A 23362-nucleotide genomic window follows, 5' to 3' on the forward strand; every position below is an offset into this window, starting at 1 on the left:
AGAAAAAGGAAGGTAGTGATATACTAGGAACAAAATAAATTTCCTAGTATAATTGTATTTGTTAGCATAACTAATATTAAGGGAGTCGAAATAATGAAGAAAATGGATGAAACATTGTTAATGTTAAAGGATTTAACAGATGCGAAAGGGATACCTGGAAATGAACAGGAACCAAGAGAAGTAATGAAAAAATACATAACTCCTTATGTAGATGAGGTTACTACAGATAATTTAGGAAGTTTAATTGCGAAAAAGGTTGGCAAGGAAAATGGTCCAAAAATTATGGTTGCGGGACATTTAGACGAAGTTGGTTTTATGATTACACGTATTGATGATAAAGGCTTTCTTTATTTTCAAACAGTTGGCGGATGGTGGTCGCAAGTAATGCTGGCACAGCGTGTTACCATCGTCACAAAAAATGGGGAGCTGACTGGTGTAATTGGTTCCAAGCCACCGCATATTTTGCCTCCAGAAGTTCGTAAAAAACCAGTGGAGATAAAAGATATGTTTATTGATATTGGTGCATCATCGAAAGAAGAAGTCCAAGAATGGGGAGTTAGACCAGGTGATATGGTTGTTCCATATTTCGAGTTTACCATTATGAACAATGAAAAAATGCTGCTCGCAAAAGCATGGGATAACCGAATTGGCTGTGCAATTGCCATTGATGTATTAAAAGGACTAAAAAACGAAACACATGCAAATATTGTTTATGGTGTTGGAACGGTACAGGAAGAAGTAGGGCTTCGCGGTGCTAAAACAGCAGCACAAAAAATTAATCCAGATATTGCTTTTGGAGTAGATGTCGGGATTGCTGGAGATACTCCAGGTGTTACAGAAAAAGAGGCATTAAGCAAAATGGGAAAAGGGCCGCAAATTATTTTATATGATGCTTCCATGGTGTCTCATAAAGGATTAAGAGATTTAGTAACAGATACCGCGGATGCGTTTGAAATCCCTTATCAATTTGACAGTGTGCCAGGCGGTGGTACGGATTCAGGTGCCATTCACTTGACGCATGATGGTGTTCCTGCACTTTCGATTACAATTGCTACACGCTATATACATTCACACGCCGCTATGCTTCATCGTGATGATTATGAGAATGCGGTTAAATTAATTATCGAAGTGATAAAAAAATTAGATCGGGAAACAGTGGATAAGCTGACATTTTCCTAAACTAAAAAAACCGAGCAGAACCCAGTGAGGTCATTGCTCGGTTTTTAGCTGAATTTAAAGCAAATTAGTATCCCTGGGTTCTTCTCCAACCGAAATAGCTGCTTTTCTTGCCCTTAGTAGTCGAATAATATTAGAAACAATGGTTTTAGCAACTGCATATGTTGGAATGGCTAGGATCATGCCAAGTACGCCGGCTAAGTTTCCAGCCACTAATAACAAGACAATGATGGTTGCAGGGTGTGTATCCAATCTTTTTCCTAAAATAAGCGGTGATAGTACATTTCCCTCAATCTGCTGAGCAATAGTAATAACCACTATGACAAGAAGAGCTTGAGTAGGCGATGTAAATAGAGCGATGATAACAGCAGGAGCACCGCCGATTAATGGACCAACATAAGGGATTATATTTGTTACTGCAACAATTATTGCCATCACAAGGGCGTAATCCAAATCGATAATCCAATAACCGATAAACGCTAATGTTCCAACAAAAGTTGCGACCATTACTTGCCCTTGAATATAGGCAGCCAACGTTTCGCTTGTTTCTTTAATAATTTTTAATCCTTCATTACGGTAAGAGGAAGGAAAAAATTTAGCTAATGCGGCAGGAAACTTATTGCCGTCTTTAAAGAAATAGAACAATAAAAATGGAACGGTTACAATAGTTACCGTAATATTTGTCATCGTACTGATAATAGCTGAAAGACTATTTGTCAAATTGTTCGGAATGGTTTGAGCAATATCGTTTAATTTATCGCCAATATCTTCTAGTGTCACGTAATTTTGATTTAACAGCCATTGATATTGTTTGGTGTCATATAAATAATGAAAGTACTTGATTGTTTGTTGCGCATACATAGGGATATTGCCAAATAGTTCGCTTATCTGATTGGTGATTAGCGGGAAGACATTTCCAATGGCAAGGATGACTAAACCAATAATGACAACATATATAATGATAATTGCCAAGGTTTTGGGGATTTTATATTTTTGCAGAAAAATAACGATCGGATTTAGCAGAAAATATAAAAATCCAGTGATAATAATAGGAGCAAAAAGAGTTGAGAACAGTACTCCTACCGGTTGAAATAGAAAGGAGATTTTTGTACAAATGTAAATGATGGCTACAATTAATAAAATTTGCAGCAGCCAATAATGAAACTTTTTTTTCGTCAAAATTTTTCACCTTTTTCCGTCTAGTAGTAAAAGTAGTATAACATATTAAACAATCCCTTTTATAGCCAATTTGTACATAAGTAAAAAGAGAATGCAATCCTTGATAAAAGTAGTACGGAAAAGGTAGAAAGAAAGTTTCAAAAAATTATTTGTGATGGGAAATTATATGGGGAAGAACATATTCCATAAGCAAAGAAAAATCTTCACTTATGGAAGTTTACTTTATTTCAAGCTGGTTTCAAGCGTTTGCAGCATTTCCGCTTGATCTGTTTCAGAGGAATTTTTCCAGATGATTTCGAAAAGAACACCAAGTCCAGGAAGCATTTTTTCTTCCCCATTTTGAATAGCATCCACAATCGTGCCTTTTAACTCATCTTGAGAATTCCCGGAAACATTATGGATGATCGCATTACGTAAATTTAAATTCATTTTCTGCGTGCTCCCTTCTAAAATTAAATTCTACAGTGAATGCTTATAAAAAACATCCTATTATAGCATTTCTCCTTTACCGTTTATTATGTATTTCTGTTGCGTTATAATAAATATTAGTGTAAAAATGTTGACCTGCTTAATTATAAGAGAAATGATTAAGTAGAAAGTGCATAGTAAAAGTGAGGAGAAAAAGTTGAAGCATATACAATCCGTTAAAAACCCTCAAGTAAAAGAGTGGAAAAAACGATTAAGCAAAAAAGAACGCGATAAAACAGGGACATTTCTTGTAGAAGGATTTCATCTTGTGGAAGAAGCATTTAAAGCAGATGCTATACTTGATTTAATCATTTCGGAAGAAATTGATTTACCTGGTTGGGATTATAGAGATATACCAGTTACGATGGTGACAAAAGAAATTATTGAGCAATTGACCGATACAGAAACACCGCAGGGAATTGTAGCTGTCTGCAAGCAAATGGAGAATAAATCGGTAGTTCAATCAGGAAAAACGTTTATTGCATTAGACAAAGTGCAGGATCCAGGCAATTTAGGAACGATTATCCGTACAGCAGATGCTGCAGGAATCGACGCCGTAATCATTGGAGAAGGAACAGTAGATATTTATAACCCAAAGGTGGTTCGCTCTGCCCAAGGAAGCCATTTTCATTTGCCTATAGTAAAACAAAATATTTCCGATTTTATCGCTATTCTTAAAGAAAAAAGCATTCCTGTATTTGGAACTGCTCTTGAAAACGGAAAAGATTATCGAGAAGTGGAACGCAAACAGCAAGGTTTTTGTCTTATAATGGGAAATGAAGGCAATGGAGTTAGCAAAGAAGTGCTTGAAAAAACAGATGGCAATTTATACATTCCTATATACGGAAAAAGTGAATCGTTGAATGTGGCAGTGGCTGCGGGTATTTTGTTATATCATTTTAATTAATCGGATAAACTATTTACTAATCATTTAGGTAGACACCCATGCAAAAAAAATTTAATTTGCACCTTGGGGTATGAAAAGAAGCAGCTTCCACTATTTACAGCACAGAGTAGTCAGAATACACGAAGACTCCTGCTTAGATTAGCGGGAAAGGCGAGACCCCACAGGAGCAAAGCTCCGAGGAGGCTCGGCGCCCGCCCCGTGGAAAGCGAAGTGTATTCTGACTGCGGTCTTTATTTTTCAGGGTAGACATCCATGCTAATAAAATTCGCCCCATGGCGCATGAAAAAAGCAGTCTCCCTATTTTATAGCAAGGAGCAGCCGGCATATACGAAGACTCCTATGGGATTAGCGGGACAGACGAGACCCCGCAGGAGCAAAGCTCCGAGGAGGCTCGGCGCCCGCCCCATGGAAAGCAAAGTATATGTCGGCTGCGGAACCCTTTTTTCAGGGTAGCATAACCAGCTAAAAAAATAAAAAGAATGCATTTGAAAATAGCGAAAAAATATACTATAATTAATGGCAAATTGCATGAATAAAAACAAAGACGGAGAAAAGTAGTTTATTGCTTTGATAAAGGGAGAAAATGCCTTAGACTGAAAGCATTTTTATCAAAAAGATAAATGAAGTTCACCTCCTGAGTTGGCATCGGGACCATTTCGAAAGTTGAAATGTAAAGATGTACCGGTTGAATAAGACCGTTATCCAAATGAAGTGAACTTAATGTTTAATATTAAGTTAATTAGGGTGGTACCGCGAATACAAAACCTCGTCCCTTTTTTAGGGAGAGGTTTTTTTTATTGCCAAAAAACCAAAACTTGCTGCTATATCATGCAAATCGTTTAAGGAGGAAACAATGTGGAAGCAAAATTAAAAGAACTGCAGGCTGAAGCCTTACAAAGCATTTCAAACGCTGAAAATGTGAAACAATTAAATGATATTCGAATTGCTTATCTTGGAAAAAAAGGACCTATTACAGAAGTGCTAAAAGGCATGGGCAAACTTTCTGCTGAAGAACGTCCAAAAATGGGAGCATTAGTAAATGTTATCCGTGATGAAATTACAAGTCAGATAGAAGAGAAACAAAAAGTATTAGAAGAAGCAGAAGTACAAAAGAAAATTGCAGCCGAAACAATTGATATTAGCTTGCCAGGCCGACCAATTGCTGTTGGAAACCATCATTCATTAACGAGAGTGATTGAAGAAGTAGAAGATTTATTTATTGGAATGGGTTATACAGTAGAAGAAGGACCGGAAGTTGAAGTTGACTATTATAATTTTGAAGCATTAAATTTGCCAAAAAATCATCCGGCTCGTGATATGCAAGATTCCTTTTATATTACAGAGGAATTGCTATTAAGAACGCATACTTCTCCAGTGCAAGCCCGTACAATGGAAAAACATAAAGGCAAAGGACCTGTAAAAATCATTTGCCCAGGGAAAGTGTATCGCCGCGACAACGATGATGCAACACACTCGCATCAATTTATGCAAATTGAAGGCCTTGTAGTCGATGAAAATATTCGTATGAGTGACTTAAAAGGAACATTGGAAGTATTTGCGAAAAAAATGTTTGGAGAAGAGAGAGAGATTCGTTTGCGCCCAAGCTTCTTCCCATTTACTGAACCATCTGTTGAAGTAGATATTTCATGCAGCATTTGTAAAGGAAGCGGCTGCAGTGTGTGTAAAGGAACTGGCTGGATTGAAGTATTAGGTGCAGGAATGGTTCATCCGAATGTACTGGAAATGGCTGGCTATGATTCAAAAAAATATTCTGGATTTGCTTTTGGAATCGGTGCAGAACGCATCGCAATGCTAAAATACGGAATTGATGATATTCGTCATTTCTATACAAATGATATTCGTTTCTTAAAGCAGTTTTCAGTACCGGAATATTAAGGTTGGAGGAGAAAAATAATGTTAGTATCCTATAAATGGTTAAAAGATTATGTAGATTTAAATGATATTAATCCACAAGAATTAGCTGATAAAATTACAAAAAGCGGGATTGAAGTAGAAGGTGTTGACGTTTTAAATGAAGGCATCAAAAATGTCGTAATCGGTTATGTCGTAGAAAGAGAGCAGCATCCAAATGCTGACAAACTGAATAAATGTTTAGTGGATGTCGGCGAGGAAGCACCTATTCAAATTATTTGCGGAGCACCGAATGTAGATAAAGGCCAAAAAGTAGCGGTTGCAAAAGTTGGTGCAGTTCTCCCAGGCAATTTCAAAATTAAAAAAGCAAAACTGCGCGGAGAAGAATCCAATGGAATGATTTGTTCATTGCAGGAACTTGGCATTGAAAGCAAGCTTGTAGCAAAAGATTACTCAGAAGGCATTTTTGTTTTCCAAAGTGATGTTGAAGTTGGCCAAGATGCGCTGAAATATTTGCAGCGTGACGATGCAGTATTGGAATTAGGTTTAACTCCAAACCGTTCCGATTGCTTAAGCATGTTAGGGGTTGCGTATGAAGTGGCAGCTGTTCTTGGAAAAGAAGTAAAGCTTCCAAGCGTAGAATATCCAACAGCAAATGAAAAAGCATCTGACTACGTACAAGTGAGTGTGGAAAATAAGGAAGATGCTCACGTTTATACAGCAAAAATTATTAAAAACGTAAAAATTGCTCCATCTCCTCTTTGGATGCAAGGAAGATTAATGGCAGCAGGCATTCGTCCGCATAATAATGTGGTGGATATTACGAATTATATTTTATTAGAATATGGCCAGCCACTTCATGCATTTGATTTAGACCGTCTAGGATCAAAAGAGATTCTTGTAAGAAGAGCGAAAAAAGACGAAACAATTGTGACATTAGATGAAGCAAAACGAGTGCTTTCAGAAGATAATTTAGTCATTACAAATGGCGAAACGGCAGTTGCAGTTGCAGGTGTAATGGGCGGAGCAAATTCAGAAGTGCGATCTGATACAACGAATGTATTATTGGAAGCAGCTTATTTTGACAGCGGCGTTATCCGTAAATCATCAAAAGTATTGAATTTAAGAAGTGAAGCAAGTGCAAGATATGAAAAAGGCATTGATCCAAACCGTGTTCGTGCAGCGGCAGAAAGAGCGGCACAACTATTGCATTTATATGCTGGCGGTGAAGTTTTAGAAGGCGAAGCTGCTGTTGAAGCATTATCAGAAGAACCGAAAATTGTGTCCATCTCATTAGAAAAAATCAACAAAGTATTAGGCACTTCTTTAGAAATAAATGAAGTAAAAGAGATCTTTGCACGACTGCAGTTTGAAACAGCAGTAGAAGATACGATATTTACTGTAACCATTCCAACAAGAAGAAATGATATTACCATTGAAGAAGATTTAACGGAGGAAGTGGCGCGTCTTTATGGATATGATCATATTCCAACTACTTTGCCTGTTGGTGCAGCCATTCCTGGTGTGTTATCACCTTATCAGAAAAAACGCCGCACGGTGCGAAAATATTTAGAAGGTGCAGGTCTTTATCAAGCCATTACGTATGCTTTAACAAGTGAAAAAAAGGTGCAGCAGTTTGCATTGGAAGCACGCAAGCCAGTTCGTTTAAGCATGCCAATGAGTGAAGAACGCAGTCTATTGCGTCAAAGTATCATTCCGCAATTATTAGAAGTGGTGAAATATAACAGTGCCCGTCAAAATGACAGTCTTTCTGTATATGAAACTGGTGTTGTTTTCTTGGCAAAAGAAGGTGCTGAGAACGAACTTCCAGAAGAAAGAGAGCATGTAGCAGGTGCTATAACTGGTTTATGGAGCGCCAACCTTTGGCAAGGAGAGAAAAAAGCGGTTGATTTCTTTGTAATGAAAGGTGTACTGGAAGGATTATTCCAAAAATTAGGTGTGGCAGAGCACGTTGGTTTTGTAAGAGGCGAAATGGACAGCATGCATCCAGGCAGAACGGCAACTATACTTTTTAATGGCGAAGTAATTGGATTTGTTGGCCAGGTTCACCCACAAGTTCAAAATGATTTAGATATTAAAGAAACGTATTGCTTTGAATTGAATTTAAGCAAGCTTTTAGCTGCAGATGTAGAAGATATTCACTATACAATGATTCCACGCTTCCCTTCTGTAACAAGAGATATTGCATTAGTAGTGGACAAAACGATGTTGGCAGGCGATATTCAAGCGATTATTGTGGAAGCCGGCGGATCCTTATTAAAAGAAGTTCAAGTGTTTGATTTGTATGAAGGCGATAAAATGGAAGAAGGAAAAAAATCCATCGCCTATACATTAAAATATTTTGATCCAGAACAAACATTAACAGAAGAAATGATAACAAAAGCACATGATAAAGTATTGGCAGCAGTAAAAGATAAAGCTGGGGCTGTGCTGAGAGGATAAAAGAAATAGGACTGTCTCAAATGGGAGATAGTCTTTTTTTTGAATAGATACAAAAGTATAAGTTTTCTGAAGTCTGACAAGTGTCTAGCTTCAGCGCCCTATCGACTTCAACGCTTCCCTCACCTCGTCTACGATAAGTCAACATCTACGCTTGCGCTCTTCGTGTTTCCTTTATCTCACTCGATTCAGTCCAGCTTTTTCCGTCGATGAGCAAGGGCGCATGCGCTTTTCTTATAGAATAGATATCGAAATTTAGTGTGATTAGCCGAAGAAACGATAAATCAAAAAAATGGTATTAAAAAAGGAAAAAATAGAAAAAAATTAAATGAAAAAGAAGATAAATAGAAAAAGGTGAGGGGCATCCAATTAAAAATATACCAAAAAATGTAAAAATATCCTAATTTGTAAAACCTCGACTTAATTTGAAAGGGTATGGCTTTCCACTTAAGAATAGTTCATGTTATGATAGAGATTAGGATTCTTAAGATTGGAGGCATAAATGTGACAAATACACCAAAAAACCGTACAAGCGTTGAAATATATGGTACACAATATGTAATAATAGGTGAAGAATCGTCAAGCCATGTTCGCTTGGTTGCCTCTATAGTAGATAAAAAAATGCGGGAACTCAATTCTAAGAATCCATCACTTGATATAAATAAATTAGCTGTACTAACAACTGTTAATATAGTAAATGATTATGTGAAATTATTAGATCGAGTGGATCAGCTGGAAAATGAATTAAAAAGAGAAAAGGACTGAAAAAGTCATGTTAGATTTTATTATTATTATATTATTATTATTTGGTTTGTTAAGAGGTCTGAAAAGAGGTTTAATTTTACAAGTAGTTCATTTAACGGGATTTATTGCGGCATTTATTGTGGCAAACAAATATTACATACCATTTTCTACCAAATTAACTCTTTGGGTTCCATATCCTAATTTAGGAGAAAATAGCTTTATTACCACACTTTTTAGCAATGCAAATTTAGAAGATGTATTCTATCGGGCAATTGCTTTTGCGCTGATTTTTTTTGCTGTGAAAATAGTTTGGCAGATACTTGGAAGTATGATAGATTTTGTTGCAAGTCTCCCTGTTTTAAGTCAGCTTAATACATGGGCTGGTGCAATCTTTGGATTGATTGAAAGTTATTTAGTGCTATTTATTTTATTATATATTGCAGCACTCATGCCAATTGACTTTATTCAAGACCATTTAAATAAATCGACTATTGCAGCAGGCATAATTGAAAACACTCCATATTTTTCTGGGAAAATAAAAGAACTTTGGTTTGATTATATGGCTTCTTAAAGCTGGCATAAAACTCTTCTGGCAAGTATGCAGGCTGGAAGAGTTTTTGTTACTAGATAAGAAAGTATAAGTTTTCTAAAGTCTGACAAGTGTCTAGCTCCAGCGACCTAACGACTTCAACGCTTCCCTCACCTCGCTTGCGTAGTCAATATCGAATCACTACGTTCTTCGTGTTTCTTTTATCTCACTCGATTCAGTCCAGCTTATTCTGTCGATGAGCAAGGGCGCTTGCGCTTTTCTTAATGCAAAAAGCTGGAAGTATACAATCTATTATTGAAAAATAGTGGAACATGATATGATAGTAATGGTGCTTAAGTGAAATAAATCCATTTAATAGAATGAATGGATAGAAGCAGGTGATAAAATGAACATAACCAAAAAAGAAGTTGTGCGTCTATTAGAACAGATTGCTGTATATATGGAGTTAAAAGGAGAGAATACGTTTAAAGTTTCTGCTTTTCGAAAGGCTGCTGCAAGTTTAGAAAATGATGAAAAAAGTTTAACGGAGATAAACGATTATACGGCACTCCCTGGAATCGGCAAGGGAACGGCTGCAGTGATAGAAGAATTTATTTCAACTGGAACATCTTCAGTACTTCATGAGCTAAAGGAAGAGGTCCCAAAAGGGTTGATTCCATTATTGCAGCTGCCTGGACTAGGCGGAAAAAAAATCGCCAAACTATATAAAGAGCTCGCTGTTCAAAACGCGGAAGATTTACAAGCTGCATGTGAGCAAGGAGAAGTGCAGAAGCTAAGCGGTTTTGGAAAAAAAACAGAAGAAAAGATTCTGGAAGCTTTGCAAAATGTAGGATCTAGACCGGACAGGCTGCCAATTGCCTATATGTTGTCCGTTGCTGCCTCTATTGAAAAAGACTTGGATGCAATAGAGGAAATCGATCGATATTCACGAGCTGGAAGTTTAAGAAGGATGCGTGAAACGATCAAAGATTTAGATTTTATTATTGCAACGGATAATCCAGCCGCAGTAAAAAATAAATTAACAGCACTTCCTTCAATAAAAGAAATAACAGGTGCAGGCAATACAAAAGTAAGTATTATATTAGACTTAAAATATGATGTTTCTGTCGATTTTCGTCTCGTGACACAAGCAGAATTTGCGACGACACTTCATCATTTCACCGGTTCAAAAGATCATAATGTGAAAATGAGACAGTTAGCGAAAGAGCGGGGAGAAAAAATCAGTGAATATGGTGTGGAAAATGTAGAAACGGAAGAGGTCATAACATTTTCAACAGAAGAGGCTTTTTATGATCATTTTCAGCTCCCCTTCATTCCACCTGAGATAAGAGAAGATGGAAAAGAAGTAGAATTATACAGCAAAGATAGTCATATTATTTCTTTGGAAGATATAAAAGGCGATCTACATATGCATTCGACTTGGAGTGATGGTGCTTTTTCCATCGAAGAAATGGTGGAGGCAAATAGAGCTAGAGGCTATCAATATATGGCAATCACCGATCATTCTCACTATTTAAAGGTAGCAAATGGATTGACGCCAGAGCGTTTAAGGGAACAAATTCAAGAAATAAGACGGCTGAATGAAAAATATGAGGATATTACCATACTTGCTGGTATAGAAATGGATATTCTACCAGATGGTTCATTAGATTATGATGACAGTTTATTAGCAGAATTAGACATTGTTATTGCATCCATTCATTCTTCTTTTTCCCAATCGAAGGACAAAATAATGAAGAGATTAAAAACTGCCATGGAAAATAAATATGTCCATATAATAGCACATCCAACTGGCAGGAAAATTGGCATACGAGACGGTTATGAAGTGGATATGGCAGCTTTGATCAAATTAGCAAAAGAAACCAATACTATTTTAGAGCTTAACAGCAACCCAAACCGGTTGGATTTGCATGCAGAGAATGTGAAAATGGCCCAAGAAAAAGGGGTAAACATTATCATCAATACAGATGCACATCATACAAAAGAGTTAAATAACATGAGCATTGGAGTATCTACAGCAAAAAAAGGCTGGATAAAAAAAGATACGGTTGTAAACGCGATGGATAAACAAGACTTTCTGAACTTTTTACAAAAAAAGAGGAAGTTATAGTAGAAAAGAAAAGTAGCAAAGGAGAAAACTCCATGCAAGAAAGAGCATTAAAAACATTAGAATTTGATAAAATTAAAAACCAATTATTGGAACATGTATCTTCGTCATTAGGAAAATGGAAAGCAGAACAACTCATTCCTTCAACAAATTACGAAGAAGTAGTTCGCTGGCAGGAAGAAACAGATGAGGCTGCGAAAGTATTCCGCATGCGCGGGAATATACCATTAAGCGGCATTTATGATATCCGCCCACATGTTAAACGTTCTACCATCGGCGGTATGCTGAGTCCCGCAGAATTGAACCAAATTGCAAAAACGGTGCATGCAAGCAGACAAATGAAACGCTTTATTGAAGAATTTCATGAAGAAGAAGCGGTGCCAATTCTGGCTGAGCTTGCGGACCAAATAATTGTCTTGGCTGAAGTAGAAGAAGAAATTAAAATGGCAATAGATGAGCAAGGCATGGTAATGGATAGTGCAAGCGAGGCATTGCGAAGTCTCAGGTCTCAACTGCGGAGAAATGAAGCAAAAGTAAGAGAAAAGCTGGAAAGCATGATTCGTTCATCCAATGCGTCAAAGATGCTTTCCGATGCAATTATTACGATCCGCAATGACCGTTTTGTTATCCCGGTTAAACAAGAATACAGAGGAAATTACGGCGGCATTATTCATGATCAAAGTGCTTCCGGACAGACATTATTTATTGAACCTCAATCGGTTGTCACACTAAACAATGAGCTGCAGTCAATTCGTGTGAAAGAACAGCAGGAAATCGACCGTATATTAACCCAGTTAACGGCACTTGTTTCAGGTTACAGCACAGAGCTATTAGAGATTGTGGCTGTTTTGACAGAAATTGATTTTATGTTTGCGAAAGCAAAATACGGTCATCGCTTAAAAGGAACGAAGCCGAATATAAATAACAGTGGAAAAATTGCACTTTTTAAAGCAAGACATCCATTAATACCCATTGATGTAGTAGTAGCAAATGATGTAATGCTAGGGGATGACTTTTCGACCATTGTCATTACAGGACCGAATACAGGTGGAAAAACCGTAACACTAAAAACTGTCGGGTTATGCACATTAATGGCACAGGCTGGTTTACAGATTCCTGCTCTTGATGGGTCGGAGATGTGTGTATTTGATGCTGTTTATGCAGATATTGGCGATGAACAGTCCATTGAACAATCCTTAAGTACATTTTCTTCCCATATGGTGAATATTGTCAGCATACTCGAGAAGGTAGATCATAATAGCCTTGTATTATTTGATGAATTAGGTGCAGGAACGGATCCTCAAGAAGGAGCGGCTCTTGCCATTTCTATATTGGATGAAGTAAACAGCCGCGGCGCAAGAGTAATTGCAACAACCCATTATCCTGAATTAAAAGCATATGGCTATAACCGCGAAGGTGTTATGAATGCAAGTGTTGAATTTGATGTTGAAACATTAAGTCCAACCTATAAGCTTCTTATCGGAGTACCAGGAAGAAGCAACGCTTTTGAAATAAGCAAACGATTAGGTTTGAATGAACAGGTAATTGCTACAGCAAGAGCCCATGTAAGTGATGAAAGCAATAAAATTGAAAATATGATTGCATCATTAGAATCAAGCAGAAAACATGCAGAAGAAGAATACAAGGAAGCGCAGGATTTATTAAAGCAAGCAGAAATGCTTCATCGTGACTTGCAAAAGCAAGTGATGGATTATTACGAGAAAAAAGAAGCTCTGCAAGATAAGGCGAAGAAACAGGCAGCTGACATCATTGAAAATGCAAAACAGGAAGCAGAAAATGTCATTGCTGATTTGCGAAAAATGCAGCTTGAAAAACATGCGGAAATAAAAGAGCATGAATTAATTGATGCAAGAAAACGATTAAGTGATGCGGCTCCTAAAATAGCTGTAAAAAGAAGAGAAGCATCCATTACAACCAATCATGTTTTCCAACCAGGCGATGAAGTAAAAGTGACCACTTTCGGCCAAAAAGGGCAGCTGCTGGAAAAGATTTCAGATAAAGAATGGCAAGTCCAAATTGGGATTATGAAAATGAAAGTAAAAGAAAAAGATTTAGAATTTATTAAAGCTCCGAAAGTAGTGGAAACAAAACCTTTAGCAACGATAAGAGGAAAAGACTACCATGTAAGCTTAGAATTGGATTTGCGTGGAGAAAGATTTGAAAATGCTTTGTCAAGAGTAGAAAAATATATCGATGACAGCATGCTTGCAGGATATCCAAGAGTTTCGATTATTCATGGAAAAGGTACTGGTGCTTTAAGAACAGGTGTACAAGAGTATTTAAAAAATCATCGTTCGGTGAAAAGCCTTCGTTTTGGAGAAGCAGGAGAAGGCGGAAGTGGTGTGACGGTCGTTGAATTAAAATAACTCGTTATTGTATAGAAAACAGTTAGAGGAGAAAGTGCATGAATCATTTTTGGGGTAATGAATATGTAAAAACAGCTGGCGATTATAGTGTTGTCATTTTAAGCATGGTTGTATTTTTGGCTATTTTTGAATTGGTGACAAAGTATAATAACTGGGAGGAAATAAAGAGAGGAAATATTGCAGTGGCAATGGCAACCGGTGGGAAAATATTTGGCATAGCCAACATTTTTAGGCATTCCATTATGCAGAATGATTCGTTGCTGACTATGATTGTTTGGGGAGTATATGGATTTTTATTGCTGCTGGTAGGTTATTTTATCTTTGAATTTTTAACTCCAAAATTTCGGATAGACGAAGAAATCCAAAATGATAACAGAGCAGTAGGACTAATCTCCATGATTATTTCGATTGGTTTATCTTACGTAATTGGTTCAGGTATTTCTTAATGGCATAGAAACTATTTTTAAGAAAAACACACGTTTTTCCCCTCTATTAATTGAAGGGAAAACGTGTATTTTTTTTATCCCACTTTTAACGGGCAGTAAAACCTCCACTAATGGAAGGTTCACTTTATGACGGGATGTGCAACAATTAGTTAGCTTTGACATCATAGAGATTCCGCCCTTTTTTTAATATAGGCTTATTTTAAATAACTGAAGTGCTTCTTTCGCCATATAATGCTAGTACAATAGACAAGCAAGAAGGAGGAATTAGCATGCAGCGTGAAAAGCCTTGGTTGGACCTTTATCCAAAACAAATAGCAAAAGAAGCTTATTACCGCGCAGATACCCTGCAGCAGCTATTAATAAATGCTGCAAAGGAATATCCGAAGCATAAGGCCATTCATTTTATGGGCAAAGAATGGACATTTGCATGTTTATATAAAAAAGCATTAGCACTTGCTGCTTATTTACAAAGGCTGGGATTACAGAAAGGGGATAGAGTAGCCGTTATGCTGCCAAATACGCCCCAAACGGTTATCAGCTTTTATGCCATTCTTTTAGCAGGCGGCATTGTAGTTCCGACAAATCCTCTTTATAAAGAAAGAGAAGTTCAGTTTATGCTAAAAGATTCTGAAGCGAAAATACTTATTACATTGGATCTTTTATATAATCGTGTACTACAGGCAAAAAAAGATACAGAGCTTCAACATATTATCGTCACGAAAATACAGGACTTTCTTCCATTCCCAAAAAACATCCTCTATCCCATGATACAAAAAAAACAACAAACAAATGAACCCCCCCAATATGAAAAGATTGGCACCCATCATTTATCCAAGATACTAAAAAAACAGCATACAGAATTAATAGAGCATCCAACTGATTTTGAAGAGGATGTTGCAATCTTGCAATACACAGGCGGGACGACAGGATCTCCTAAAGGAGTGATGTTGTCACATCAAAATTTAATCTCCAATACCTCCATGTGTCGACAATGGCTGTATCGCATGAAAAAAGGGGAAGAGCGAATGCTGGCTATTATGCCTTTGTTTCATGTATACGGGTTAATGACCGTAATGGTTTTATCAATGATGGAAATTTACAAAATGATTTTGATTCCTAAGTTTGATGCAACGGCTACGTTAAAAACCATCCATAAACAAAGGCCTACCCTTTTCCCTGGTGCTCCTACTATTTATATCGGTTTATTAAACCACCCAGATATAGAAAAATATGATCTTTCCTCTATTAATGGTGCAATAAGCGGATCCGCGCCATTGCCAGTAGAAATTATCGGGAGATTTCAAGAAAAAACAGGTGGGAAATTAGTGGAAGGGTATGGATTAACGGAAACTTCTCCAGTTACACATGTTAATTTTCTTTGGGATCATGAAATTAGGAAAGGAAGCATAGGGGTGCCTTGGCCAGGAACAGATGCAGCTATTTTTTCAACTGAAACAGGTGAACAGCTTCCTCCAGGGGAAATTGGTGAGTTGGCTATTAAAGGTCCACAAGTGATGAAAGGATATTGGAATAATCCAGAAGAAACCGACAAAGTATTAAAAAACGGCTGGCTGTTTACAGGCGATATAAGTTTTATGGATGACAAAGGATACTTTTATATCGTGGACAGGAAAAAAGATATGATTATTGCTAGTGGGTTTAATATTTATCCAAGAGAAGTGGAAGAAGTATTATATGAGCATCCTGCGGTGGAAGAAGCAGCAGTAGTCGGTATAGCTGATCCATATCGTGGAGAAACGGTAAAAGCATTTATTGTATTAAAAAAAGGAGCGAGCGTATCGGAGGACGATTTAAATGCTTTTGTGAGAAAACGAATTGCTTCCTATAAAGTGCCGCGGCTCTATGAATTTAGAGCAGAACTGCCAAAATCAGCAATTGGAAAAATATTAAGAAGAGAATTAAAAGAAGAAGACAGACAAAATCAAAAGGATCTTGAGAAGTAAAGGAGGGGTTATTGCTTGAATATTATCGTACTGTTATCGAGAACATTTGATTCTGAGCAGCAAATTATTGTCCAAGATGGAGTCGTGCAGAGGGATGTCCAATATATGATCAATCCCCTTGATGAAATTGCATTAGAAGAAGCCATTCGATTAAAAGAAAAGAACGGCGGAACAATCGTAGCCGTATCAGCAGGAGAAATGAATGCAGAAAAGCAGCTTCGCCTCGCTTTAGCAATCGGAGCAGACTTTGGCGTTCTCCTTCTAGCCAATGAGGCAAAAGAAGAGCCGTCAGCTATTGCCAGCCTATTATCTTCCTATATACAGACTATTTCATTCGATATCATTCTTGCAGGAGCATTTGCCATGGATGGGGGAAGCGGCCAAGTTGGACCACGAGTTGCAACAGCATTAACCATTCCGTTTATTACTAATATATCGAAATTAACAGTAGAAAATGGGAAAGCAACGGTTGAAAAACAGACGACAGATGCAATAGAGACTTATCACGGTCCGCTGCCACTTTTAGTAACCGTTCCACAAGGATTAAATGAACCAAGACTTCCGACGCTTGCAGGGATCATGAAAGCAAAAAGAAAACCCTTAGATAAAGTTACTCCCTCCCTCCATAAAGCTTCTTTGATAACCTCTGTACAATATCAATTTCCTATTGTAGACAGACAAAAAATATTTTTACAAGGAGACAGCAAAACACAAGCAGCCGACCTCGTTCAACTTATCAAAAAAAGGCTGTAAAAAATTGGGAAGGAGGAATATTAGATGGGAAAAGTATTGATTATTGGAGAAATGAAACAAGACCAAATGCGTACTGTTACAATGGAATGTTTATCAGCTGCTAAAAAAGTGGATGATGAAGCAGAAATAGTCGTTGTATTATACGGAGAAGATAAAACCAGATCGAATATGGAAGAGCTTTTATATTATAATGTGCATAAAATAATATGGGTGCAAACAAAATCCTCCACATTTTCCCAAGAAGCATACGGAAAAATGCTGGAATCTATCTTGAAAAAAGAAAAACCTACGAACGTCATTATTCCCCAAACGGATTTCGGAAAAAGCTTGGCACCCTATTTAAGTGAAGTGTTAAATATTCCTCTTTTTTCTAACATAAAGGATATAAAACAAGAAAACAAAGCGCTATTTCTTACACGCTCCGTTTTTTCTGGAAAGCTAAATGAAACAATCTTTTTAAAAGAAGCAGACTTTATTGCTGCAATCAAACCAAGCAGCTGGGAATTGCCAGCAAAACAGAAGGAAAAACCAGCAGTGGTGGAAGAAATTCATCTGGGTAAAATAAAACCGATTTTTCCGTTAGTAAAAGTGAAAAAAAAGGAAAATAGCATGCTGGATTTATTGGATGCAAAAGTTATTGTTGCAGGTGGAAGAGGGATTAAAAATCAAGAGGGCATGGAATTGATAAAAAAACTGGCTTTATTGCTAGGGGGCACGGTTGGTGTTTCTAGAGGCGCAGTTGAATTAGGACTAAGTGACTCGTCCTTGCAAATTGGCCAAACCGGAAAAGCAGTTGCTCCAGATATATATATTGCCTGTGGAATTTCTGGAGCTATTCAGCATGTTGTCGGCATGAATGGGGCGAAAACAGTTATCGCAATAAATAACGATCCAGATGCTCCTATTTTTAAAGAAGCAGACTATTGCATTGTTGGAGATATTTTTGAAGTATTGCCATTATTAATTAAAGACCTGGAGGATTCCAAATAAATGGATAAAAAGAGCTTTTATTTGGAGGTTATTGTTAAAACCATCCATCGAATAGAACGAGTAATGGTTGGGGACATTATGGACGAAACAAATTATTAGCATCCAGATAAAAACGGTGGTATACTTTCGATATTATCAGTTTAACAATTAGAGGAGGCAATATATAATGGCAATTTCACATGCAACAGATCAAAACTTTCAAACAGAAACAGGTACAGGTGTTGTACTTGCAGATTTTTGGGCACCTTGGTGCGGACCTTGTAAAATGATTGCTCCAGTATTAGAAGAATTAGATGCTGAAATTGGGGATAAAGTAAAAATCGTCAAAATCGACGTGGATGAAAACCAAGAATCAGCAGCTAAATTTGGTGTAATGAGCATCCCAACTTTATTAGTTTTCAAAGATGGTGAAGTGGTGGATAAAGTGGTTGGATTCCAGCCGAAAGAAGCTCTTGCAGAACTATTATCTAAACATGCTTAAAAAAATGCGGTGAAGAGCAGCTTGTTCTTCACGCTTTTTTTATTCCTCTTCTTCCTTTCCTTTCCATCCGCGACTTATTTCTTGCTGAAACCGACCTCCTCCACGTATCATAGATATTAGTATGCAATAAACTCGGACATTAGACAAAAGTAGGATTATCTATAATAGAATACTAATCGACAGTCCCGAGCATTCAGGGAGGGAAGACAATTGAATAGTAACTTGAAAAATAAACTGATGCTCTTACCTGATCAGCCTGGATGTTATTTAATGAAAGACCGGCAAGGTACAGTGATATATGTAGGTAAAGCAAAAGTGTTAAAAAACCGTGTGCGCTCTTATTTTACAGGTTCTCATGATGGAAAAACATTAAGACTTGTCAATGAAATAGAGGATTTTGAATATATTATTACCTCTTCCAACATGGAAGCATTATTATTGGAAATTAATTTAATTAAAAAATATGATCCAAAATATAATATTATGTTAAAGGATGATAAAAGCTACCCTTTTATCAAGCTGACCTCAGAAAAGCATCCTCGGCTTATTACAACAAGAAAAGTAAAAAAAGATAAAGGCAAATATTTCGGCCCCTATCCGAATGCTCAATCTGCCAATGAAACAAAAAAACTGCTAGATCGCATTTATCCGTTAAGAAAGTGTACCACATTGCCTGATCGAGTATGTTTATATTATCATCTAGGCCAATGCTTGGCGCCGTGTGTTAAGGATATACAACAAGAAGAATATCGGCTTATTGTGGATGAAATAACAAAGTTTTTGAACGGTGGATATAAAGACATAAAAAATGAGCTGACGGAAAAAATGACTGCTGCTGCAGAAGAATTGGATTTTGAGCGAGCAAAAGAGTACCGGGATCAAATTGCTCATATTGAAGCGATTATGGAAAAGCAGAAGATGATGATGACTGATTTAGTCGACCGGGATGTATTTGGATTTTCCTATGATAAGGGTTGGATGTGCGTGCAAGTCTTTTTTATCAGGCAAGGTAAATTAATTGAAAGGGATGTAAGCATGTTTCCTATTTATCAAGAACCGGAAGAAGAAATGCTTACGTACTTTGGTCAATTTTACGCAAAAGAAAACCATTTTAAACCAAAAGAAATCCTAATCCCAGATAGCATACAAGGGGATATGGTGGAAGAGCTTTTAGGAGTAAAAGTGTTAAAGCCGCAAAGAGGGCAGAAAAAAGAACTTGTGCTGTTAGCCAATAAAAATGCCAAAAATGCACTGCATGAAAAGTTTGCTTTAATCGATCGGGATGAAGAAAGAACGATTAAGGCGGTGGAGAATTTAGGACATGCGATGGGCATTTATACACCACTTCGTATAGAAGCATTTGACAACAGCAATATTCAAGGAACAAATCCCGTTTCTGCCATGATTGTATTTTTGGATGGAAAACCAGCCAGAAAGGAATACCGGAAATACAAAATTAGAACCGTTCAAGGCCCAGATGATTATGAGTCGATGAGAGAAGTGGTAAGGCGGAGATATCAGCGGGTCCTAAAAGAGGGACTTCCCCTTCCTGATTTAATCTTAATTGATGGTGGAAAAGGCCATTTAGAAGCAGTGAAAGAAATTCTTTCATTGGAGCTTGGATTAGATATTCCTGTTGCTGGACTGGCAAAAGATGATAAGCACCGGACATCTCAACTATTATATGGAGATCCGTTGGAGATCATTCCATTAGCAAGAAATAGTCAGGAATTTTATTTGCTTCAGCGGGTTCAGGATGAGGTCCATCGATTTGCGATTACGTTTCATCGTCAAATACGCGGGAAAAATGCCTTTCAATCATTATTGGATGAGATACCAGGAATTGGAGACAAGCGCCGGAAGCTTTTATTAAAAACATTTGGTTCGGTTAAAAAAATGAAAGAAGCCACAATCGAAGAATTTCGTAATATCGGCATACCGGCAAATGTAGCAGAAGAGTTATTAGCAAAACTAAAGGAATAAGACAAGTTGTCCGGATTGTTGAAAATAGAGGTATTCAAAAAGTAGATTGGCATTAATTTTTTAAAAGATAAAAACATATGTTGTCGGATAAAAATCTCTATGCTATAATGATGGCAACTTATACTTAATAAGTGAAGGTAGAGGTGCGAACTTCAAAAGTATTAATCCAGAGAAGAATGAGCTTCATAGAAGGATTAGGAAAGGGATAGTTCGCCGAAGTAAAGGAAAACTCATTATTTTCTTTGCTGGTTTTGCATTGAATAAATGCAAGACTGTCAAAACAAGGAACTGTTTTGGAGGGCTATCTCACTGTTTGTGCACATTTTTATTGTTTTTTTCTGCACAGCAATGAGACGTTCTCATTGCTTTTTTTATTGTCTAAAAAAGGAAGCCAATAAGATTTCTTTCTACTAATGTAATAAAAAAAGTATTTAACGAATGTATTTGGAACTAGAAAAAATAACACTTCTAAGAAAAATGAAAGTAGGGAATGCTGTGGGTTTAGTTGTACAAAAGTTCGGTGGAACATCAGTAGGAAGTGCAGACAGAATCAAAAATGTTGCCGAGCGGGTAATCGAGGAAAAAAATAGAGGAAATGATGTGGTTGTAGTCGTTTCTGCAATGGGCAAAACAACCGATGAATTAGTAAGACTAGCAGGAGAGCTGGCAGATCGTCCGTCGAAAAGAGAAATGGACGTATTGCTGTCAACAGGAGAACAAATTACGATTAGTTTATTATCGATGGCTTTAAATGCAAAACAAGTAGATGCGATTTCTTATACAGGATGGCAAGCAGGGATCCAAACAGAGGCCGTCCATGGAAATGCCCGCATTTTAAATATTGAAACGGAAAAGATGCAGGAACAATTAAAAGAAGGAAAAGTTGTCATTGTGGCAGGCTTCCAAGGAGTATCAGAGGATGGAGCCATTACAACATTGGGGCGAGGCGGATCTGATACAACGGCAGTTGCTTTGGCAGCAGCCCTTAAAGCAGATAAATGCGATATTTATACTGATGTAACAGGTGTGTTTACAACAGACCCACGTTATATTAAGAACGCAAGAAAACTATTGGCAGTCTCTTATGACGAAATGCTCGAGCTTGCTAATTTAGGAGCAGGAGTACTGCATCCGCGGGCAGTAGAATACGCAAAAAATTATCAAGTGCCGCTTGTTGTACGCTCAAGCATGGAGAGAGAAGAAGGAACAATCATCGAGGAGGAAGTATCAATGGAGCAAAATTTAGTTGTAAGAGGGGTAGCATTTGAAGATAATATTACAAGCGTAACGGTTTATGGATTAAAAAATCCTTTAACAAGCCTGTCTACTATTTTTACTACATTAGCATCCAATCATATCAATGTAGATATTATTATTCAAAGCTTAATTGATCAAGAAACAATGAATCTGTCATTTTCTATTAAAGACAGCGATTTAGAAGAAACAGTAAAAGTACTGGAAGAAAATAAATCAGTATTATCCTATGAAAAAGTAACGTCTGATCAAGGACTTGCAAAAGTTTCAATTGTAGGATCTGGCATGATTTCCAATCCAGGTGTGGCAGCTGATATGTTTAAGGTTTTGGCAAATGAAGAGATTGTTATCAAGATGGTAAGTACTTCTGAAATTAAAGTATCAACTGTTATTGAAAAAGACAAAATGGTCCAAGCGGTTGAAGCATTGCATGATGCTTTTGAATTAAGCAAAATCGCTGTTGTCAATGCATAAATAATAATAGAACATACTGAAAGAAAAAAGCTGCCGGAATGAAAAAACGGCAGCTTTTTTATAATAATTCGATAGATGGACGTGGTGTATGTAGTCCTTATTATTTAATTGGCCACTCCTGCTGTCACAAAGGAGCTTGCCGTTTGTCATTAGATAAGAAAGTATAAGTTTCCTGAAGTCTGACAAGTGTCTAGCTCCAGCACCCTATCGACTTCAACGCTTCCCTCACCTCGCTTGCGTAGTCAACATCGAATCACTATGTTCTTCGTGTTTCCTATATCTCACTTAAGGTACACAAATTAAGAACGCCACATCCTTATGTCTTCGTTTGTGTGATCCACATCCTGTGGAACTCAGCTTTTTCTGTCGATGAGCAAGGGCGCTTGCGCTTTTCTTATTAAATAGGATCTTTACTGTCCCAGCGAACGGTAATCGTAATTTTTTTCCCTCTTCTTTTTGGGTCCTCAAATGCTTCAGCAATTATCTTCTTTACTAGTTCGTGCTGCTGTGCTAAGTAGCCCGCCTCGAGTTGAAAAGAACATTTTCCTTTTTCCTTTAACCTTTTTTCAATTAATCGACTTGTTAAAGTATACTCTATTTCATGTTTAGACTGTTTGCTGACTTCGAGCGTTCCCCAGCCTGCTTTTTCAAAAAAGAGTCTAGCATCTTCTACATTTTCCAGTGGAAACATTCTTGCAATTCGTTTGCCAGCCCAATACAGCAGTTCCGGAGTATCTCTTCCCAATAAGTCAGGTATTAATATTTCTCGAATTAATTCATAGCCATAAGCAGGAACAGTAAGAGGTTCACCATCCACTCTTGATCTTCCTTCTACAGATGTTAAATCACTCAATAGTCTCTCCTCTTTCTATTATTCTATTATATATATTTCTAAATATTGTAATGGGATGTGTAATCAAAAGAATAAAAAAATATATATTGCTTTAATAGTATACTTTAAATCCTAAAAAAATACATAATAAAAAGGGAAGATTGTTTATTCCATTCCGCGCTAGCTCTACTTATGCTTGTCATGAAATGAAGTAGCTTTAGGATTTTCTTTTTTTTTTGTTCCCGAATGAATAGGATCTTATTCATATTTATCCCACTCATAACGGGCAGTAAAGACCCCCACCTCAAGATGCCGAGATCGAGGAAGCAAGGTAG

The 23362-nt window shown here is 37.2% G+C and carries 18 protein-coding genes, 1 riboswitch and 1 other annotated feature; of the genes, 15 read left to right on the forward strand and 3 right to left on the reverse strand.

Features of this window, described 5'->3' with window-relative positions:
- The first annotated feature begins 93 nt into the window (after positions 1-93).
- Complete coding sequence (locus ACTYBU_RS10605) at positions 94-1179, forward strand: M42 family metallopeptidase (protein ID WP_445489542.1); 1086 nt, start codon at positions 94-96, stop codon at positions 1177-1179.
- Positions 1180-1233: 54 nt separating this feature from the next.
- Here ACTYBU_RS10605 and ACTYBU_RS10610 read toward each other — a convergent pair whose 3' ends face one another.
- Together ACTYBU_RS10610 and sspI are read right to left on the reverse strand one after the other, a co-directional pair.
- Positions 1234-2355 (reverse strand): AI-2E family transporter, encoded by a 1122-nt coding sequence (locus tag ACTYBU_RS10610; RefSeq protein WP_445489544.1) that lies wholly within the window; start codon positions 2353-2355, stop codon positions 1234-1236.
- A gap of 222 nt (positions 2356-2577) precedes the next feature.
- On the reverse strand, positions 2578-2784 hold the full coding sequence (gene sspI, locus ACTYBU_RS10615; protein ID WP_445489545.1) for a small acid-soluble spore protein SspI: 207 nt from the start codon (positions 2782-2784) through the stop codon (positions 2578-2580).
- 196 nt (positions 2785-2980) lie between these two features.
- Here sspI and ACTYBU_RS10620 point away from each other — a divergent pair, with 196 nt between their 5' ends.
- The 14 genes from ACTYBU_RS10620 to ACTYBU_RS10685 all read left to right on the forward strand — a co-directional run bounded on the left by ACTYBU_RS10620 (position 2981) and on the right by ACTYBU_RS10685 (position 22195).
- A complete protein-coding gene (locus ACTYBU_RS10620; RefSeq protein WP_445489546.1) occupies positions 2981-3730 on the forward strand; it encodes a TrmH family RNA methyltransferase in 750 nt (249 codons plus the stop codon).
- Between the two features lie 532 nt (positions 3731-4262).
- Positions 4263-4507: a binding site (T-box leader), on the forward strand.
- A gap of 78 nt (positions 4508-4585) precedes the next feature.
- Entirely contained in the window at positions 4586-5626 is a 1041-nt protein-coding gene (gene pheS / locus ACTYBU_RS10625) for a phenylalanine--tRNA ligase subunit alpha (protein WP_445489548.1), read from the forward strand.
- Positions 5627-5644: 18 nt separating this feature from the next.
- Positions 5645-8065 carry a phenylalanine--tRNA ligase subunit beta gene (gene pheT / locus ACTYBU_RS10630; RefSeq protein WP_445489550.1) on the forward strand — a complete coding sequence of 807 codons (2421 nt, stop codon included), beginning with the start codon at positions 5645-5647 and terminating at the stop codon, positions 8063-8065.
- A gap of 501 nt (positions 8066-8566) precedes the next feature.
- Positions 8567-8827: a cell division protein ZapA gene (gene zapA, locus ACTYBU_RS10635; protein WP_445489552.1), complete on the forward strand. Its 261-nt coding sequence runs from the start codon at positions 8567-8569 to the stop codon at positions 8825-8827.
- A 7-nt stretch (positions 8828-8834) separates the two neighbouring features.
- The gene (locus tag ACTYBU_RS10640; RefSeq protein WP_445489554.1) at positions 8835-9377 is read left to right on the forward strand and encodes a CvpA family protein; all 543 of its coding nucleotides are present in this window, start codon (positions 8835-8837) and stop codon (positions 9375-9377) included.
- Positions 9378-9741: 364 nt separating this feature from the next.
- Positions 9742-11466 (forward strand): DNA polymerase/3'-5' exonuclease PolX, encoded by a 1725-nt coding sequence (gene polX / locus ACTYBU_RS10645; RefSeq protein WP_445489556.1) that lies wholly within the window; start codon positions 9742-9744, stop codon positions 11464-11466.
- Positions 11467-11498: 32 nt separating this feature from the next.
- The gene (locus ACTYBU_RS10650) at positions 11499-13850 is read left to right on the forward strand and encodes an endonuclease MutS2 (RefSeq protein WP_445489558.1); all 2352 of its coding nucleotides are present in this window, start codon (positions 11499-11501) and stop codon (positions 13848-13850) included.
- 38 nt (positions 13851-13888) lie between these two features.
- Positions 13889-14296, forward strand: a complete 408-nt coding sequence (locus ACTYBU_RS10655; protein ID WP_445489560.1) for a DUF350 domain-containing protein — start codon at positions 13889-13891, stop codon at positions 14294-14296.
- A 269-nt stretch (positions 14297-14565) separates the two neighbouring features.
- The gene (locus ACTYBU_RS10660) at positions 14566-16260 is read left to right on the forward strand and encodes a long-chain-fatty-acid--CoA ligase (protein WP_445489562.1); all 1695 of its coding nucleotides are present in this window, start codon (positions 14566-14568) and stop codon (positions 16258-16260) included.
- A 15-nt stretch (positions 16261-16275) separates the two neighbouring features.
- Positions 16276-17013: an electron transfer flavoprotein subunit beta/FixA family protein gene (locus ACTYBU_RS10665; protein ID WP_445489563.1), complete on the forward strand. Its 738-nt coding sequence runs from the start codon at positions 16276-16278 to the stop codon at positions 17011-17013.
- Positions 17014-17037: 24 nt separating this feature from the next.
- Positions 17038-18003, forward strand: coding sequence for an electron transfer flavoprotein subunit alpha/FixB family protein (locus ACTYBU_RS10670; protein WP_445489565.1), 966 nt, complete (start codon positions 17038-17040; stop codon positions 18001-18003).
- A gap of 166 nt (positions 18004-18169) precedes the next feature.
- Positions 18170-18484, forward strand: coding sequence for a thioredoxin (trxA, locus tag ACTYBU_RS10675; protein WP_445489567.1), 315 nt, complete (start codon positions 18170-18172; stop codon positions 18482-18484).
- Between the two features lie 210 nt (positions 18485-18694).
- The gene (gene uvrC, locus ACTYBU_RS10680; RefSeq protein WP_445489569.1) at positions 18695-20467 is read left to right on the forward strand and encodes an excinuclease ABC subunit UvrC; all 1773 of its coding nucleotides are present in this window, start codon (positions 18695-18697) and stop codon (positions 20465-20467) included.
- A gap of 130 nt (positions 20468-20597) precedes the next feature.
- Positions 20598-20779, forward strand: a riboswitch (Lysine riboswitch).
- Positions 20780-20962: 183 nt separating this feature from the next.
- The gene (locus tag ACTYBU_RS10685; RefSeq protein WP_445489692.1) at positions 20963-22195 is read left to right on the forward strand and encodes an aspartate kinase; all 1233 of its coding nucleotides are present in this window, start codon (positions 20963-20965) and stop codon (positions 22193-22195) included.
- 397 nt (positions 22196-22592) lie between these two features.
- Here the strand turns inward: ACTYBU_RS10685 and ACTYBU_RS10690 are convergent, their stop codons facing one another.
- Positions 22593-23048 carry a YslB family protein gene (locus ACTYBU_RS10690; RefSeq protein ID WP_445489571.1) on the reverse strand — a complete coding sequence of 152 codons (456 nt, stop codon included), beginning with the start codon at positions 23046-23048 and terminating at the stop codon, positions 22593-22595.
- Positions 23049-23362: the final 314 nt, after the last annotated feature.

The organism is Niallia sp. 03133 (assembly GCF_052663225.1).